General features: G+C 47.0%; 13 protein-coding genes. 6 read left to right on the forward strand and 7 right to left on the reverse strand.

The window, feature by feature from the left end:
• Window positions 1–43 precede the first annotated feature (43 nt).
• The 4 genes from K0H59_RS14460 (at window position 44) to K0H59_RS14475 (ending at window position 6079) form a co-directional block, all read left to right on the forward strand.
• Window positions 44–712 carry a glutathione S-transferase family protein gene (locus tag K0H59_RS14460; protein WP_220053519.1) on the forward strand — a complete coding sequence of 223 codons (669 nt, stop codon included), beginning with the start codon at window positions 44–46 and terminating at the stop codon, window positions 710–712.
• Between the two features lie 181 nt (window positions 713–893).
• Window positions 894–2267, forward strand: a complete 1374-nt coding sequence (locus K0H59_RS14465; RefSeq protein ID WP_220053520.1) for an RsmB/NOP family class I SAM-dependent RNA methyltransferase — start codon at window positions 894–896, stop codon at window positions 2265–2267.
• A 288-nt stretch (window positions 2268–2555) separates the two neighbouring features.
• A complete protein-coding gene (locus tag K0H59_RS14470) occupies window positions 2556–2714 on the forward strand; it encodes a hypothetical protein (protein WP_011626757.1) in 159 nt (52 codons plus the stop codon).
• A gap of 239 nt (window positions 2715–2953) precedes the next feature.
• Window positions 2954–6079: an NAD(P)-binding protein gene (locus K0H59_RS14475; protein ID WP_220053521.1), complete on the forward strand. Its 3126-nt coding sequence runs from the start codon at window positions 2954–2956 to the stop codon at window positions 6077–6079.
• Between the two features lie 107 nt (window positions 6080–6186).
• Here K0H59_RS14475 and K0H59_RS14480 read toward each other — a convergent pair whose 3' ends face one another.
• A complete protein-coding gene (locus K0H59_RS14480; RefSeq protein ID WP_088210604.1) occupies window positions 6187–7854 on the reverse strand; it encodes a diguanylate cyclase in 1668 nt (555 codons plus the stop codon).
• Window positions 7855–8051: 197 nt separating this feature from the next.
• On the opposite strand from K0H59_RS14480, the gene K0H59_RS14485 reads away from it, so the two are divergent.
• The gene (locus K0H59_RS14485) at window positions 8052–8903 is read left to right on the forward strand and encodes a DMT family transporter (RefSeq protein WP_220053522.1); all 852 of its coding nucleotides are present in this window, start codon (window positions 8052–8054) and stop codon (window positions 8901–8903) included.
• A 58-nt stretch (window positions 8904–8961) separates the two neighbouring features.
• Here K0H59_RS14485 and K0H59_RS14490 read toward each other — a convergent pair whose 3' ends face one another.
• The 3 genes from K0H59_RS14490 to K0H59_RS14500 form a co-directional block, all read right to left on the reverse strand.
• Window positions 8962–9501 (reverse strand): YfaZ family protein, encoded by a 540-nt coding sequence (locus K0H59_RS14490; protein ID WP_011717740.1) that lies wholly within the window; start codon window positions 9499–9501, stop codon window positions 8962–8964.
• A 163-nt stretch (window positions 9502–9664) separates the two neighbouring features.
• A complete protein-coding gene (locus K0H59_RS14495) occupies window positions 9665–10174 on the reverse strand; it encodes a GNAT family N-acetyltransferase (RefSeq protein WP_220053523.1) in 510 nt (169 codons plus the stop codon).
• Between the two features lie 28 nt (window positions 10175–10202).
• On the reverse strand, window positions 10203–11573 hold the full coding sequence (locus K0H59_RS14500; protein WP_011626763.1) for a magnesium transporter: 1371 nt from the start codon (window positions 11571–11573) through the stop codon (window positions 10203–10205).
• Window positions 11574–11720: 147 nt separating this feature from the next.
• Between K0H59_RS14500 and K0H59_RS14505 the strand changes: the two genes are divergently transcribed.
• Window positions 11721–12206 carry a glutathione peroxidase gene (locus K0H59_RS14505; protein ID WP_011717743.1) on the forward strand — a complete coding sequence of 162 codons (486 nt, stop codon included), beginning with the start codon at window positions 11721–11723 and terminating at the stop codon, window positions 12204–12206.
• A gap of 596 nt (window positions 12207–12802) precedes the next feature.
• Here K0H59_RS14505 and K0H59_RS14510 read toward each other — a convergent pair.
• From K0H59_RS14510 to phoR, 3 genes are all read right to left on the reverse strand, one after another.
• Window positions 12803–14617 carry a M1 family metallopeptidase gene (locus tag K0H59_RS14510; RefSeq protein ID WP_220055612.1) on the reverse strand — a complete coding sequence of 605 codons (1815 nt, stop codon included), beginning with the start codon at window positions 14615–14617 and terminating at the stop codon, window positions 12803–12805.
• A gap of 492 nt (window positions 14618–15109) precedes the next feature.
• Window positions 15110–16081: a PstS family phosphate ABC transporter substrate-binding protein gene (locus K0H59_RS14515; RefSeq protein WP_011623458.1), complete on the reverse strand. Its 972-nt coding sequence runs from the start codon at window positions 16079–16081 to the stop codon at window positions 15110–15112.
• A gap of 226 nt (window positions 16082–16307) precedes the next feature.
• Window positions 16308–17606, reverse strand: a complete 1299-nt coding sequence (gene phoR, locus K0H59_RS14520) for a phosphate regulon sensor histidine kinase PhoR (RefSeq protein ID WP_011717745.1) — start codon at window positions 17604–17606, stop codon at window positions 16308–16310.
• Window positions 17607–17669 lie beyond the last annotated feature (63 nt).

Below are 17669 nucleotides of genomic sequence, written 5' to 3' on the forward strand. Positions count from 1 at the left end.
TACCTAAGTTAAGCATTAACCAGTTAAGACTTAAGGGATAATTATGATTGATTTATATACCGCCGCGACCCCGAACGGTTTTAAAATTTCCATCGCGCTCGAAGAAATGGGTCTCGACTATCGAGTGCATAAGCTAGATTTCAACACTAACGAACAGAAACAACCTGAGTTTCTCGCCATTAACCCCAATGGTCGTATTCCAGCCATTATCGACCGAGATAACCAGGACTTTGTGGTGTTCGAGTCCGGCGCAATTCTTCTGTATCTGGCGGAAAAAACCGGTAAGTTTTTGCCTGCCGATCCTAAAAAACGCTCACAGGTCATTCAATGGCTCATGTTCCAAATGAGCGGTGTCGGCCCTATGATGGGTCAAGCTAACGTGTTTTACCGTTACTTCCCCGAAAAAATCCCCGCGGCCATTGAACGTTATCAAAAAGAAGGTCGACGTTTGTTTGAGGTAATGAATACCCAGTTAGCCAAGCATCAGTATCTGGCCGGTGATGAATACACCATTGCCGATATCGCGACTTGGCCTTGGGTGCGCATCCATGAATGGAGCGGCATCAATATGGAAGGACTCACTCACTTACAACGTTGGTTAGACGAGCTAGCCCTGCGTCCCGCTTGCCAAAAAGGCATAGTGACACCTCCGCCTTCGGTTTTGAGTGATGAAGAGCGTGCTAAGCAAATCCAGAAAATGGTGACTAAGTAGGTCATCATCTCCTCACGCCCGCATTCGTTTTTTCCCATCAAGCCCCAACTTAGCATTGGGGCTTTTTTACTGCTAGTGATGCGTAAAACTGCTACACTCTGCGCCACTTATTGATTTGCTTGGCCATATTCATCCCATCGGATGAATGTCACTTGGCCGGGCCCCTTTTCAGGCTAACTTTATGGGCAATCCAAACGGCTTATCATCAGCAATCATGGCATCAACAGTGAATATCGAACCGCAAACCCTCGCGCAAAAACGCGGATTAAGTTATGCCAATACCATTAAGTTATTGTTCGATGAGATTTTAAATACCAAGCAACCCGCCGACCGAGTGCTCGCGAACTACTTTAGGGAACATAAAAAGCACGGTTCTAAGGACCGCAAAGTCATCCGCGAATCCTTATTTAGCCTGTTCCGTTGGTGGGGCTGGTTTAAAGCCACGGGCGATCATCAACAGGCGCCACAATTGTTTGCCATGCTCAGTACGAGCGCCTTAATCGAAGCGCATCCATGGCAGGATATCGCCCAAGCCTGGCATGAGCTCGCCCAATCGTCGGTTGATTATCAGCAACTTCAATCCCTTAGCGTTAACAGCTTAACGGATAAGTTAGCACTGGTTCGGCAGCAATTTCCCGAAGTGTCCTTCGAACTCACAGATTTATTACCCGAATGGTTTTGGCAGGTCTGCCCGATTGCCGCAGAGCTGCGCCCACATCTCATCGAAGCCATGTCTAGCCGCCCACCGATTTGGGGACGTGCGCAGGGAATAGACAGCCAATCGGCTGTTAAACAACTGCAAGCGCTAGAGATAGATGCGAGCCTCAGCCTCTATTTTGAAGATGCCATAAACCTTGGCACTAAGAGTATGAATCTCAATGAAATATCACTCTATAAAGAGGGCAAAATTGAGATCCAGGATTTAGCCTCGCAAGTGATAGGTCAAATTTGTGCACCAGAGCCTTGGCAACACTGGTGGGATACCTGCAGTGGCGCAGGCGGAAAAACCCTGCAATTGCGATCACTGATGCAAACGGCCGCGGCTAAGCACAATCCATTCGTGGGCAGCATAGTCTCATCGGATATTCGCGCCCACGCCTTAGAAGAACTCAGCAAACGTGCCCAGCGGGCAAAGTTTGATGGTATCAGTATTGCACGCTGGCGCAGTGATGCACTGCCGGTCGACGCCAACCATTTTGATGGGGTATTAGTCGACGCCCCCTGTAGCTGCACGGGCACATGGCGCCGCAATCCCGATATGCGCTGGCTCGATAGCCTCGATGCCGTAACTGATAAAGCCACTCTCCAGCTGGATATTTTAAGCCGCAGCAGCAAGGCGGTAAAGCAGGGCGGAAGCTTAGTCTATGCCACTTGCTCATTGTCGCCTGTAGAAAATGAGCAAGTGGTTTGCGCCTTTTTACAACAACATCCCGAGTTCAGCCTAGTGCCGATCCGCCACCCCTTTACCGGCGAACAAACAGAAATGTTGACCGTGTGGCCCTTCGAGGCCAACACAGATGGAATGTTTGTGGCTCGCATGCAGCGTAATCACTAGCACTAACTCCTTATTTTTTATCAGAACTTGGCACTCATCCCCTGAGTGCCATTCTTTTTGCTTCCATACTATATGAATGTGCTTTTTCACTTATTCATTTAATAATCATCAAGATAAACCCTATGCCGCGGGGTAAAATCGCTAACGCAACTCCATCGAGTCGTATCGCCCCTTCTTGGACAAAACTTTTCACCATCAGTGATTAAATATTTCGCTTTAGCTTAATCTCGCCTTTGGGTAAAAAGATCGAGTGCTGAGAATGGCACAGGTATTTTTGGAATTTTGACCATGTCACACTCCTATGAATTTGACGACGATGATGCGCCATGGGGCGATAACGTCAAAGGTAAGCAAAAAAACAAACGCGTAAAACAACGTCGCAGGGATACTAAGCGCCGTTATTCAGATGATGCAGAGGTGGATTTCTATCAGCATAAATCGAAGTAACCGATAAACACCCGTTTGCCTTAGCAAATTCGAGCTTTAATAAGCCAGTCAAATCCCAGCAAGTTGGATAACCTCCAACTTGCTAGTTAGTCCAAGTTCTCCTTCATCCTTCCCGTTTTGATTCAATTGTAAAATCAATAGGCTAATGAGTTGATTTACCCTATGCTCTTTAGGGTTTATTAACGCCTTTTGTTTACCAAACCACCTGACACATCTTAACGGGTTTAAAGGATGATCCCATGGAAAAACAACGCCCCGATTTTATCTATCCCCCTGGCAGTATGTTAATGCACTCGCCCTTAGTGTTGAATAAAGCCGATATGTACGGCTTTTTTCTCAAGGGAAAACTCGCCAACCTGCAGCGATCCATCGATAAAACCCTCAACCAAGTGGCCGGAAGCGCCATGTACTTTAAAGTACTGTCGCCCTACGTACTGACAACCTTTACTCAAATCGAGAAAGCCTATTCAGAAGACCCAACTGACAGGGCCAAGGGTTGGATCCAAGAAACCGACATCATCACTTGGGTCATGGTCGGTCGCCAAGACAATAGCAACAGCACAGCCATCAGCCATGTGTATTTTCAGCCGCTGCATATTTGGGTAAATGATTCGATGGCCCTGATCAATGGCCGCGAGTTATTCGGTTATCCCAAGTATTTGTGTGAATACACTATGCCCGCGGTCGGTGAGCCATTAACTCGCCTCTCCTTGGCAACAAAGAGCTTCTTACACTTTAGCCCTGACACTGAACTTGCCATGCACCCACTGATTGAGGTGAATTGCAATGCTAAGCCCGAGGCGCAGCTCACCACGTTAGAAGCCATAGCCCAAACTTGGCAACTCTTTAAAGAACAAACGGATTTTATTCCAGAGCTGGATAAGCTCGGTGAGGAACAACTGTTTCATTTGTTGTTTAAGCCTGCCATCGACCAAGTATTTTTAAAACAGTTTCCGGATGCTTCAGGGCAAAAAGCGGTTTATCAGGCGATTATCGCGGCGCCCGCACAAGTCAATAAAGTGCACAGTGTCGCCCTATTGGAAAATGACTTTGTCGCCACCATTTTTGATAACGCCAGCTTCCCACTCAAAGAGACCCTAGGCGTCGAGGTCGGCGAGCAGCATGTATTACTGCCCTACCATGTGAACTTTGACTTTGAAGTGCCACCGGGCGAAGTGCTGGTCGATAACTCGGAAATCAAAAAACAAAAAATTGCCATTCTTGGCGGTGGCGTCGCCGCCATGACCGCCGCCTGTTATCTCACCGACAGGCCCGGCTGGCAGAATCAATATGAGATTGATGTCTATCAATTAGGCTGGCGTATCGGCGGCAAGGGCGCAAGTGGCCGTAATGCCGCGATGGGGCAACGGATTGAAGAGCATGGCCTGCATATTTGGTTTGGTTTTTACCAAAATGCCTGCGCCTTGATGCGTAAAGCCTATGAAGAACTAGACCGCCCGCCCGAAGCGCCGCTGGCCACCTTCTTCGATGCCTTCAAACCCCATAATTTTATTGTGCTGCAGGAAGAAATTAATGGCCGCTCCGTTAGCTGGCCAATCACCTTTCCAACACTCCCAGGGATCCCTGGAGATGGTACCGAAACCTTAACCTTCTGGAAGGTAGTTAAGGCCGCCTTTGCTTGGATAAAAGAATGGCTAAAGGACATGGACTCCCTGTTGGAAGCCGATGAAAAAGCCATGGCGACACCGAAAAACTGGCTCGATATCAGCTGGTTTGAACGACTGAAGGATAAGTTAGAGGATTCGGTTGAAGATGCGATGGAATCCCTCGACGCCCTAGGTGACAAGCTCGAATGTCATTTTAATCAAATGATTGGCCGTGAATGCGATGAGCATGTCCACAGCGAGAGTGACGATGGTTTGGTCGAGTCTGCCGTCGATGCCCTGCACCAAAGGCTAGTTAAACGCTTTAGCGACCATTTAGACACTAACGACGAGTTACGCCATCTGTATATCGCCGTCGACTTAGGCTTAACCATCTTAAAAGGGATGTTTGCCGATGATGTGTTTGAAAAGGGTTTCGATGCCATCAACGATTATGATTACCGCGAATGGTTAACCAAACATGGCGCCAGCCAAAAATACACGGTCGACAGCGCGCCAGTACGCGGTTTTTATGATCTGGTGTTTGCCTACGAAAAAGGCAACTTCGACAAACCGAATGTCGAAGCGGGGACCATTATTCGCTCCATGCTGCGTATCGCCCTGTGTTATCAAGGCGGCGTCATGTGGAAAATGCAGGCGGGTATGGGCGATGTGGTCTTTACCCCCTACTATGAAGTGCTGAAACGGCGCGGGGTTAATTTCCACTTCTTCAATCGGGTCGATAATTTAGAATGTCGCAACAACAGCATTCAAGCGATTGAAATCACGGAGCAAGTCGCACTGGCACCTTCGGTTAAAGACTACAATCCACTCGTGGATGTTAAAGGCTTAGCCTGCTGGCCCAGTACCCCAAATTACGATCAGCTCGAGCCTGAGCAAGCCGCATTGCTAAAAGCCCATGATATTAATCTGGAGCACTTCTGGAGCGATTGGGACAACCTGTACGAGGCGCAATTTGGTCAAGCGCTACCGAAAAAACGTCTGCAAAAAGGCGTGGACTTCGACAAAGTGATTTTTGGTCTGTCATTAGGATCAGTCCCCCATGTGGCGAGCGAGGTGATGGCGCAGAGTCCGGCGTTCAAAACCTGTGTCGACAAAGTACAAACAGTCGCGACCCAAGCCTATCAACTGTGGATGAATCAAGATCTTAATGGTATTGGTTGGCCAAACTATTCTGAGGATGGCGAGCAGCCTGTCCTATCAGGCTTTACCGAACCCTTCGATACGTGGGCATCAATGGATCAATTGCTCGATAAAGAAGACTGGCGCGGCCTAGAGCCAAAAAATGCCAGTTATTTCTGCTCGGCGTTGCCTGTGGATGCGTATCCACCACGCACCGATATCGGTTTCCAGCAGCGCAAAACCGCCGAAGCCAAGGCCGGCGCCATCAATCAACTCAATACAGAAATTCATAAGCTGTGGCAACAGGTTGGCGACAGCTTCCCTTGGGAATGGTTGCACGATGAACAGCAGCGCCAAGGCGAGGCGCGATTCGATAGCCAATATTGGCGCGCCAATGTGGATCCTTCCGAGCGTTACGTCCTGTCTGTGAAAGGCAGCTCTCAATATCGGATCACCACGGATGGTACGGGTATCGACAATCTGTATATGACGGGAGATTGGATTAAAACCGGGCTCAACGCCGGTTGTGTGGAGGCTGCGACTATGGCGGGTATGCATACCGCTAAAGCCATCAGCGGCCATCCGGCGATTATCAAAGGCGAAAAAGACTTCGCCTAAATGATAAGGGGCTGCGTTATGCAGCCCCTTTTTTATCTAGATATTGTGTATTCAAATTTAAATAGGCCGTCTTTTAAATCGAGACTCTTTTTTAAATAGACACTCTTTTAAATGGAGACTATCTCACCCGCGCGGGTATCGGCATATTCCTGGCGGCGCTTTTCCATTCGCGACTGATACAAATTGCTGTCGGCGCAGCGTAGCCACTCGTGGGGTTCGGCCACATCGCTATTGATGGCAAAGCCAAAACTAAACTGACAATCCTTTAAGCCTTCGGCGGCAAATTGCGCCGTTAATCCTTTTAAGCTGCTGGTTAAGGTCCCCATGCCATTTGCAGGCAGAATAAGCACAAACTCATCGCCGCTGATCCGGTAAATCTTAAGGTGAGCAATATTGGTCGCCTGCAAAAACTGCACTAGATTTTGCAGTAAACGGTCTCCTTCCTGATGCCCTAAGGTATCGTTCACCATTTTAAGGCTGTCGACATTAAGCAGCACCAAGGCCGTTGGTTGTACAACCTTATCGGCAAAGGTTAATTGCGAATTCATATATTCATCAAAGGCATAACGATTACCGACTCGAGTTAAACCATCGAGTCTGGCCTTCTCCCAAGCGATACCGAGTTCTTCAATGTGGGCCTTGCGCTCTTCGGCCAACAGTTTGAGCTTATTCGCTAACGCAAGAGATAACAGCAAAGCATCCACAGTGCCACCCAGTAGTGTCGCAAACTCGGCATGTTCAATAAAATCAGGGGTGATCCCCATATTGCCCGGTAAGATAATCACCGCAGGCAACAGCAAACAACTAAAGGCCATGATGAAATAGCGCGCGGGGGCAAAGCCTTTCATCAAGCACACATTGCCACAGGTGATCGCTAACGCAATCCACAGCATGATTAAGACAGAGGCAATAATCGCGGTATAGGGCAATAACCAAATACTGGTCGGCAAGGCTAAAATACACGCGACTAATAAATATTGGCTAAGCCGCCATAATCTAGGCGAATAGCTAGGTAACTGTAAGAAGTGCTTGTAGAACATGATGTTAAATATCGGCAAGCTGATAAAAAACAGATGATGTAATTCAAGCTGATGGAAGTTAAATAGATGCGCCGGTAAATGGAAGGTCAGTGCCCAGCCACCAAAATAGGTCAATACATAAAGACCATAGTATAAGAAGGCTTTATCAAAAATAGAGATGTAAATCAGTAGATTGTATAGAGCGATAAAGAGCAATCCCCCTAAACAAATCAGTATCGCCATGGCCACACGGTCGTTGGTTAACTGGTGCACTTCTTCCGACTCTATCGCCAATTCAGGCGCGGAGGAATAATAGCGGCTACTGAGCCGAGTCACTAACCAATAATCGGTCCCCATATTCAGCCGCACTTTACGGCCGTAATCGAATAAAAATTCATAGGGCGCATAGTAACCACTATGGGCCGTTTGCACTGAGCCATCACTGCCAAGTAACCAATAATCAACGGATTCCACAATCGAATTACTGGCATCCACCACCCAATGGCTTTGACGACTATTGACCATCACGGGTGATACCATCCAATAGTCACCGCCCGCAAGGCTGACTGACCGAGCCTCCTCAAGTTGCCCCATCCACTGGGTCACGTCATTAAAATGCTCGGGAGGGAGCTGTTTCGCATCGGCATGGAATAAATAGGGGGAATCCAACGCAATTTCAGCGCTATGGGCAAACGGACTAAATGTCCAAAGAAGCAGCAAAAAGCACCAAAAATGTTGCAAGTTAGGTTTACTCATAGGTATCTAAGTTTATATACCAGCGTCTCGTTCCACGCAGAAAATCAATTTAAAGTGTTAACTTTATGACTACATTTTATTTTTTACAATTGATTAGACTAAATTAGTCGGCAATTGGGTGCCTTATGATGATATTTTAGTCGTTAACTTAAGGGACAACACCTTAGCCTCAATATCAGACGTTCACTTGGATACCTATGGCACCATTATTGATGATTTTAGCTGCACAATTATTGATTGCCAGCGGCAACCTATTGGTTAAGTTGCTTGAAACCAATGCGCCCGTATTTCAACTTGTGCTTTATCGCCAATTATTTGCCACGCTTTTGGTGCTTCCCTTTGTCTGGCGCCTACAGGGGAACCTTAAGTTAAGCCCCTTCTACAAGGTGCACTTAAGCCGAGCGCTGTTGATTGGGCTAGGCAATGCCATCTTTATGCTGGCCGTATTACACTTGCCTCTCGCAACCGTGACGGCAGTGATTTATACCTCCCCATTGTTACTGTTGCTGATGTCCGCCTTCTTTTTAAATGAGCGTATTGGTTATCGTCGCACCGTTGCGGGGATTATTGGTTTTACGGGCATTTTGCTGATAAGCCAACCGACAGAATTTAACCTCTATATCGGTCTAGCCTTTTTTGGTGCCATGACTTCGGCAACCAACAGCCTGATTTTGAAGGCATATTCAACCCATGAGCATCCCTTTTCAACACTCTTTTGGTCTAATGCCTTTGCGATGGTTTTTCTGATACCGGCAACTTGGTACGAGGGTGCCGACTTTAGCCTGCCCGTCGCCCAAGTTGGCTTAACCTTAGGGCTGTTTTATATTGGTATGACCTACCTCATCATCCACGCCTATCGGCGCGCCGATGCCAGTCAAATGGCCCCAGTGGAATACACAGGCCTTATTTTTGCCGCATTGTTTGGTTGGTGGTTCTTGGATGAGCACTTAAGCATTGTGGTGTATATTGGCATAGGACTGGTGATTTTTTCCTCCATCCTGCCAAGCTACAGCGAGCTCAAAGCCAAATGGAAAAGCCGGCGAAGTTAACCTTGGTCGGCTTTGACATCGAAGTGGCCGTAGTGTTGGCCACTCAATAAAGGCGAGATTAGAAGCGGAATTTACCGCCGATGTAAACGCCATCTTCGAAGGTAAAATCACGGGCGTGATCATATTCGAAGGCAATCTTACGGTAACCCACATAGAACGCCATATTAGGGTTCACGCGGTACTGCACCTTTGAATCTAACTCGTATTGACCATCGACATTACCGAAAGACAATACCGATGGCGCATAGTAAGCGGCGGCATGCAAAGAGATATTTGGCCCTAACGCTAAGGCATAACGACCGCCCACTGATACGGCACTACCGTTCGGCGCATCATCTGCCCATAATTGGCTTAACTTAGCACCGACTTCGAAGTGGTGTACGCCAACATCATGGGTCATGTGCATTGCACCTTGGGCAATATGACCACTGTCGTCTGAATAAATATATCCTAATACTGCATTGACATCTTTATTCACTTGCAGCTCTAACTCGGTAGAAACCACATCGTTGTTTAACCCAAGATTAAATTCTGACGCATTCACCTGCAGTGCGGCTGCACTCAATAATAAGACACTTGCTACTCTGAACTTAGCCATAAAAACACCTCAATAATGACTGTGGGTAATGGCGCGGATCATACCGAATAAAAAAAGAAAATCTGCATATTTAGTCGAGAGTCGCGAAGATTTTTGAATTTGAAACCAAACGAAAACCGGTAAAAAACACCAATAAAACCTAAATTAAACAACTCGAAAACATTTAGGGTGCTGGCACCCGATCTCCAACTAAAGATTGCATTATGCCGTCGATATCGACACTTTCCTGCAAAGCTAAGTAATACCAACCTACGGTATTCCCCGTGCCTCTAATACTTAAATAGTTCCGCCAAAAGTGAAATCCAGCTTTGAGTAAATTCACTCGACTGGCATTGTTCTCATCTCGAATGGTGGCAAATAACAGGGCAATCCCCTGTGCTTTAGCCACTTCAATCCGCTTAAGAGTAAGCCCTTGGGCTATGCCACGGCGACGGTACAAAGGCGAGACCACCAAATAACCGAGTTCCCCCACGGGGCCAGAACCTGCCTTAATCGCCGCGCAGCCAACCATCTCACCCTCGAGGGTTTTCGCCAATATGACAGCGCGGGACTGAGTAAAGGACTGATGGTCGAGGGGATGCGCATTGTCATCCCGCCGATCGATTAATGCCGCCGCAGCCGCTAATTCGGCTGCGCTTTGGCAAAGGACAAATTGAATATCTTTTTGATTCATACAAATGAGTTAAACAACCAAAAGCCACTTAGAGATACAGTATCGTCGCCATACCGAGGAAAGTGAAAAAGCCCACTACATCGGTCACTGTGGTTAAAATCACCGAGCCAGAGAGCGCTGCATCTTGGTTAAATCGCTGCAAGACCATTGGGACAAACACCCCGGCCAACGCCGCGACCGCCATATTGATCAAAATCGCGCAACCTATCACTATGCCTATGGTGCTGTCGGCAAACCACCAGCCCGCCACCAGTCCAATCACAATCGCCCACAGGGTGCCATTGACTAAGCCAATGCCTAACTCGTTCTTCATTAAAGAGAATAAGTTACCCGCAGAAATCTGCCCCATCGCCATACCGCGGATCATCAAGGTGAGCGACTGACTCCCCGCAATCCCGCCCATGGATGCCACTATCGGCATCAGCACCGCAAGTGCCACCACTTGAGATAAGACGTTCTCAAATAGTCCAATGGTTGCCGAGGCCAAAAATGCCGTGAGTAAGTTAATCCCTAACCATACGGCGCGGCGCTGCGCACCTTTGATGATCGGGGCGAATAAGTCGTCAGACTCATCCATACCCGCGGTCGCCATTAATTGCGCTTCGTAATGCTCACGCACTAAGGCGGTGGCGGCCCTTAGGGTGACACGGCCAATCAGCTCCCCAGCCTCATCGATAACGGGTAACTCAATTTCGCGGCTATGTTCTATCGCCTCGGCGGCATCGAGTAGCGTGGTATCCGCGGTTAAGGCGCGACTGTCTTCCGATAACAGTGAAATCAGCGGCTCAGAGGGATCATGCTTGAAAATATCATAACGTCTTACCGTACCTAGGTATTTATCCGCCTCATCGACGATAAATAAGTTGTCGTTACAGTCGAGTTCGATTCTTCTGAAAAAACGCTGCGCCTGAGCCACAGTCGCCTTATCGCTGAGCACTAACATTTGATGATCGGTATAACGACCAATCTCATTTTCAGAGTATTGGTCGTACAGCTCGAAGCGCTGCCGCTGACGTTCGCCCATTTGCGCCAAGGCGCGGTCGGTAAAACTTTCGGGGAGATAATCACTCCACTCAATCAAATCCTCAGGACTAAGCTGCGCGAATAGCAGATCCACCTCATTGTCGGGCATCTGCTTTAGGATCCCCATACGCGGATCGGCGCGCATTAAACTCAGCACTGTCACACGGTCACTAAACTCAACCTGTTGCCAACGTTCGTAACGCTCGTCTAAGGGTAAAGACTCTAGCACTAAGGCAACCGTGCCAGGCTCAGCTTCATTTAAGATTTCACTGAACACTTCTGCCTGTTCTTCACCTTCAACTTCAGTGAGTTGCTGAACAACCTGCCCAACATCGGCCTGTGTGTTTGTTTCGTATTCGGCTTCATGTTCAGTCACATAAACGCCCTTCTGCTGAGATAAAAATTAGCGTAACTATATTGATATTGAAGAAGATTAGCAAATCTGCAAAATAAATTGCACACAAATCAATTGATAGCAACCAAACTATTATTTATGCTAATCACCACACCTTAGGAGGTAATGATGACATCGACTATCTATAGCCATAGCGCAAACGACATTCAAGGCAATCCAACTGCACTAGCACAATATCAAGGCAAAGTGATCTTAATTGTGAATACCGCCAGTGAGTGCGGTTTTACACCACAGTACAAGGGCTTAGAAGCGCTCTATCAAAAATATAAATCACAGGGATTGGTGGTTTTAGGCTTCCCATGCAATCAGTTTGGTGCCCAAGAAAAAGCCGATGAGAAAGGCATCCAAAGTTTTTGTGAACTCAACTTTGGCGTGAGTTTTCCGCTGTTTTCGAAAATAGAAGTAAACGGTGAGCACACTCACCCTTTATATCAGTACCTCAAAAAAGCCGCGCCGGGCGTATTAGGCACAGAACGCATTAAGTGGAATTTCACTAAATTCTTAATTAATCGTCAGGGCGAAGTGGTCGCTCGCTTTGCGCCAACCACAAAACCAGAGGCCATTAGTGACAAGATAGAAGCGCTTTTAAAATAATCCGCACGCTATCCTATTGAAATTTTATTATTAAATAAAAAATTTAAGTTATTTTTTATTTTCGATGGAACTTTAATTCTATAAGCCCCTCAAACATATTGAACAGCGAATGTCTTTTTCATGTTCATCATTCTCCCTGGGGCTTCTAGCGCAGCCCCCTTGACCTAGGAATAGGTCACTAGGCAACCGATTGGTTGCCTTTTTTTATGCCTATGTTTTATATGTAAAATAAATGTAGCTGCGCACCAACAGCTCAATATGCTGATGCTAGCAAGGCCAAAAATAAATTTAAAAATTTTTAGCCGCCAACTGAACTTTATCAAAAGGTCTTAGTCTGACTATATGTAAGGATTAACAAATCCGCTTTAATGCAGAATAGATTGCTAAATGAAAACTTTAGCAAAGGATTAAATGGATAAAACGCGCCGTTTAATTCAATGAAACAGTTTCAAGTTATTGCATAGAGTCGAATTGGTTGGTCGTTCATCATCTCCCTTTTGGGAAGCAATCGAATACACGCTAGCGCACTGCATTCCTTTGTCTCCTACTTTGATTCTTTTATGGCAACCTTAGGTTGCCATTTTTTTATCTGTATTTTACCCCTTCAGCATTCTATCCAGTTGCACTTGAATCGAAGGATGGTAACCCGCCCTCGCACTGGCATAGATTTGTTGTAACTCAGTGTGATAGCCAGCAACTTGCAATTCCGCATAAAGTGGACGAACAAACTTGCCGCGGCCAATGCGCTGCAAATAAGCACTTAAGGCGGGTAACACAGGATCATAATGATTACGGATAGCGACCCTAAACCAATCGCAGGCAATTTCAGCATTGCTAGACTCGGTCAACTTAAAGGTATCGTCCAAATCCATTAATTGCACCTGAGACAACACTTCGGGCAATTGGGTCAAAAAGTACTGCCAATGGTGAACTCGCCAACCTTTTGCCTTTAGCTCGCAGGCCGCTTTGCCCTGTAAGAAATCATCCAAGGCGCAATCAACCTTATCCAAACTTCGCGATGTGGGCCCCACATAACCTTGAGGCAAACCTTCGCCATAAATCCACTCCAACAGCTCGGCTTCGCTGATTTTATCGGGATAGGTTTCGACTAAAGCCACTTTCGTGTATTCGACAAACACTTCGGTGGTGATCGCCTCAAAGGCAAAGTGCTGCACATAGGCAAACAGAAACTTATCGAATTCGACGCGGCCGAGGCGATGCTCTAACTCATGGACGAACATCGATGCCTTATCGTAGGTAAAACGGTTAAAAGCAAGATTTGGATCGGCCTGCTGCACATTGGCGGGCAGCGTTTGCCTGTGAAGCGGTAAAGCCGCCATTTCTTCTTGTAGTCGGCCAAATTCAATGACCCATTCCAGCTCGGCCTGCTCCTTGCCATAGACTTCTTCGACAATCCGATTGGTAAAGTAGGTCGTAAAACCTTCATTTAGCCAGAGATCGCGCCAAGTCGCGTTACTGACCAGATTGCCCGTCCACGAATGTGCCAACTCGTGTGCGACCGTCGACACTAGACTTTTATCCCCCGCTATCAGAGTTGGGGTTAAAAAGGCTAAACGCGGGTTTTCCATGCCACCGAAAGGAAAACTCGGTGGCAAGATGATCATGTCATAACGTCCCCAAGCATAGGGGCCTAAGAGGGATTGCGCCACGTCCAGCATATGTTCGGTATCGGCAAACTCAGTCGCTGCGGCTGCCAACATGCAAGGCTCGGTATACACGCCGCTACGCGGACCTATGGCTTGAAAGGCTAAGTCGCCCACAGCTAAGGCCAGCAAATGGGTCGGAATGGGCTTTTCCATCTCGAATAGGAATTGCCCCTCGAGCGGCGTATCAGGGTCGTTCATTGCACTCATCACGGCGCGCATGCCCTTTGGCACGTCGACGTTCGCATCGAAGGTGATCCGCACCTTTGGCGAATCCTGCAAGGGAATCCAACTGCGGGCATTAATGGGCTGAGACTGGCTAAAGAGATAAGATAATGCTTTGCCCGCCGTTTGTTCAGGCGTAAGCCACTGTAACCCTTCAGCCTCCGGTGAGGTTTGGTAACGAATATAGATTCGTTCGCACTGCGCTTGGGGTAACTGGATGACTAATTTCTGCCCGAGAATCTCATCGGCCGCTTCTAGATGAAATGCCAGCGCGGCTTTATCAGTCGTGACCGATAAAATGCTTAAATCGCGACTATCGAGCCATAGCTCACCAACCTCTGGCTCAAGATAGAACAGTGACAGCGTTGCTTCCCCGAGCAGAGTACGAGTCGCAAAATCGACTTTTAGCGCGAGGGACAAGTGCGTGACCTGCACTTGGTCACTGTTGGCAAAGGAATGGTAATCTCGGGTTAAATCCCATGCTGCAGGTGCGATTGGCATTTGCTGATTTTCTAACGGCATCACTTAGCTAACCTATGGACGGAAAATTATCTGACCATATTATCAGCCGCTGATTTACCAACGCGCAATCGAATAAACCTTCCCCGCATCCGCATTTTGTAACAATGCTTGAGTTCAACTCTTGTCATAATCTATTTGAGTTAAGCTGCAAGATTAAAATTCACATACTTTTCAATGCATAAAGAAAAACATAAAAAATATTTTCAAATATTTTCTATTTTTGCTGAACTAATTTCACGCCCTTGAGTCAGATATTATGAACCGAATCTTTGCAAGAGTTTCTTCGTTCATCATCATTCTCCTTTAGATGGTTTCTAGCGCGACCGTCCCCGGATTCCGAATTGGAATTTACAGCAACCTTATTAGGTTGCTTTTTTTATGTCCATTTATACCAATCACCCCAAAATGATAACCCCCTACTCAAGTTCGTGATTTAGGGCCCAAAAACAAAAAGGGCCTCCGAAGAGACCCTTAAGGTTTAGCGATTTAGAATTACAGGCGGATACCTAACTGTTCTAAATCTTTAGCAACTACGCTCTTAGGTAGAGTCACATAACCGTCTTTTTCTACCACTTGCTGACCTTGCTTAGACAGCACGTAACGGATGAATTCTTTTTCCATTGGTGCTAAGTCTTTGTTTGGTTGCTTGTTCACGTATACATATAAGTAACGTGATAATGGGTAAGTACCATTCGCTGCGTTTTCTGCAGTCGCTTCGATAAACTCGTTACCTTTCTTCGCGATGGCAACAGCTTTCACGCCAGCAGTTTTATAACCGATACCTGAGTAACCGATAGCGTTCAGTGATTGAGACACTGACTGAACCACAGAAGCAGAACCTGGTTGCTCGTTTACGTTGGCCTTGAAGTCACCTTTACACAGAGCGTGCTCTTTGAAGTAACCGTAAGTGCCTGATACTGAGTTACGACCGTACAATTGTACGTCTTTTGCTGACCAGTTACCGTCAAGACCTAAGTCGCCCCAACGTTGGATATCGCTGCTACCACACTTGTGAGTAGAAGAGAAAATACCGTCAACTTGTTCAACAGTTAAGCCTTTGATTGGGTTATCTTTGTGTACGAATACCGCTAAAGCGTCAATCGCAACACGAACTGCAGTTGGCTTGTAACCATAGTGTTTTTCGAAGGCTTCTTCTTCGTTAGGCTTCATTTTGCGGCTCATAGGGCCGAATTGTGAAGTACCTTCGGTTAAGGCTGGTGGCGCAGTAGAAGAACCAGCAGCTTGAATTTGGATGTTTACGTTAGGGTACATCTGTTTAAATTCTTCAGCCCACAGAGTCATCATGTTGGCTAAAGTATCTGAACCTACAGACGAAAGGTTGCCTGATACACCACTTGCTTTCTCGTAAGTTGGCAGAGATTGATCAACAGATGCCATTGCAGTGGCAGAGAATACACCAGCGGCTGTGAGGGTCATCGCGCCGACAAGCTTTTTCAGTTTCATTATGTGCTCCAGTAATAAGCTAACTAATTTCTAACTTAAGTTTCTTCAGACGCAGCCAGTATCAATCGCTACAATGACAATTCTATGTCCAAGATGTGACACTTAGATGACAAAACACATTTTTCGCATTTTTTTGAAAAAAACCTCGCATTGTTAAAGTGTCAAAAGCAAAACAGGCCATAATGGCCTGTTTTATATGTAAAAATAATATGCGTTTCTTTGGCAATTATTTTTTGCGTTCAATCAAATGGGATGGGATCACAAAACTAAAGGTACTGCCTTTACCCAATTCGCTGCTGATATTGAGCTCGCTGTGGTGATGACTCAAAGCGTGTTTCACAATGGCTAAGCCAAGGCCACTGCCACCGGTTTGCCTTGAGCGCGCACTGTCGACGCGATAAAAACGCTCGGTCAAGCGACTAATATGCTGCGGCGCGATCCCCTCACCGGTATCCGTCACACTAAAGAGGCCACCGGTTGCCACACTACGCCATTGCACGGTAATTTTGCCGCCGGGCTCTGTGTAGCGAATCGCATTCGAAATCAAATTAGAACAAGCACTTCTAAGCTGTAGCTCATTGCCATGGGAATTAAGTCCCGCCTCACAGTGGAAGCTTAGCTCGTACTTGTCCTGCGCCAGCGCCTTGGCCTCTTCCTTTAAGACTTCCATCAACTGCGCCATGTTTACGGTGTTCTCAAGGTTAATATCCGCCGCATCTTCGATGCGTGATAATACCAATAATTGCTCCACCATCGACTGCATGCGCCGCGTCTGCTGCTGCATTAAGGCTAAGGGCTTAGCGTTCATCGAACCGGGTTCCGCCATGCTTTGCATCATCTCTAAATAACCCTGCAATACTGTGAGCGGGGTTTTTAGTTCGTGTGACACATTGGCGACAAATTCTTTACGCATGCCTTCGAGTTGTCTTATCCGTGTAATATCGCGGGCAATGAGCAATAACTGCCTATCGCCATAGGCCATAATACGGATTTCGAGCAACCGTCTATCGGACACGGGCGAGGCCAGCTCTAAGGGATCTTTATATTTTCCGGCTTTGATATAGGCCGAAAAATCAGGATGGCGGATCAAGTTATCGATGCGTTGACCATTATCCTGTGGCCAGACAAAGCCTAATATCAGCTGAGCTAACTTGTTACACCATAAGATATTGTGCTCAGAGTCGAGCACGACTGCCGCATCGGGCAAGGCCTCGGCCCCTTGGCGAAAACGTCCTAGCAAGGCGGCTAATTGACCCACTCGACGACGATTTTTCCCCTGTAGACGGTATATGCCGTTAAACACCCCTTCCCAACTGCCACTGCCCTGGGGAGGCGTTAATTTTCTATCTCGCCATAACCAAAAATTGAGACGCGCTAACTGACGGTAGTGCCAGAACACCAGTCCTAGCAATCCAATGATAAGTATCCAGAGGGGTTTCCCTACCAATAAACCAATCAGCAAACAAAGCAGTAAAAACACCGCTAAGCGCGAAAACAGCCGGTACCCTGAATAAGAGTCGAACATAAATAAACCCAGACATCAGGCTAAATAGGAGGAGCACAAGATAGCTTAAAAGCTAACCTGTGC

This window comes from Shewanella sp. FJAT-51649, from assembly GCF_019457435.1.
Taxonomy (GTDB): Bacteria; Pseudomonadota; Gammaproteobacteria; order Enterobacterales; family Shewanellaceae; genus Shewanella; species Shewanella mangrovisoli.

Coding starts and splice junctions, on each gene's coding strand:
- K0H59_RS14490 (WP_011717740.1), bottom strand. CDS start 9,501: ATGGCTAAGTTCAGAGTAGCAAGTGTCTTATTATTGAGTGCAGCCGCA.
- K0H59_RS14495 (WP_220053523.1), bottom strand. CDS start 10,174: ATGAATCAAAAAGATATTCAATTTGTCCTTTGCCAAAGCGCAGCCGAA.
- K0H59_RS14505 (WP_011717743.1), top strand. CDS start 11,721: ATGACATCGACTATCTATAGCCATAGCGCAAACGACATTCAAGGCAAT.
- K0H59_RS14485 (WP_220053522.1), top strand. CDS start 8,052: ATGGCACCATTATTGATGATTTTAGCTGCACAATTATTGATTGCCAGC.
- K0H59_RS14480 (WP_088210604.1), bottom strand. CDS start 7,854: ATGAGTAAACCTAACTTGCAACATTTTTGGTGCTTTTTGCTGCTTCTT.
- K0H59_RS14510 (WP_220055612.1), bottom strand. CDS start 14,617: ATGCCGTTAGAAAATCAGCAAATGCCAATCGCACCTGCAGCATGGGAT.
- K0H59_RS14515 (WP_011623458.1), bottom strand. CDS start 16,081: ATGAAACTGAAAAAGCTTGTCGGCGCGATGACCCTCACAGCCGCTGGT.
- K0H59_RS14475 (WP_220053521.1), top strand. CDS start 2,954: ATGGAAAAACAACGCCCCGATTTTATCTATCCCCCTGGCAGTATGTTA.
- phoR (WP_011717745.1), bottom strand. CDS start 17,606: ATGTTCGACTCTTATTCAGGGTACCGGCTGTTTTCGCGCTTAGCGGTG.
- K0H59_RS14460 (WP_220053519.1), top strand. CDS start 44: ATGATTGATTTATATACCGCCGCGACCCCGAACGGTTTTAAAATTTCC.
- K0H59_RS14470 (WP_011626757.1), top strand. CDS start 2,556: ATGTCACACTCCTATGAATTTGACGACGATGATGCGCCATGGGGCGAT.
- K0H59_RS14465 (WP_220053520.1), top strand. CDS start 894: ATGGGCAATCCAAACGGCTTATCATCAGCAATCATGGCATCAACAGTG.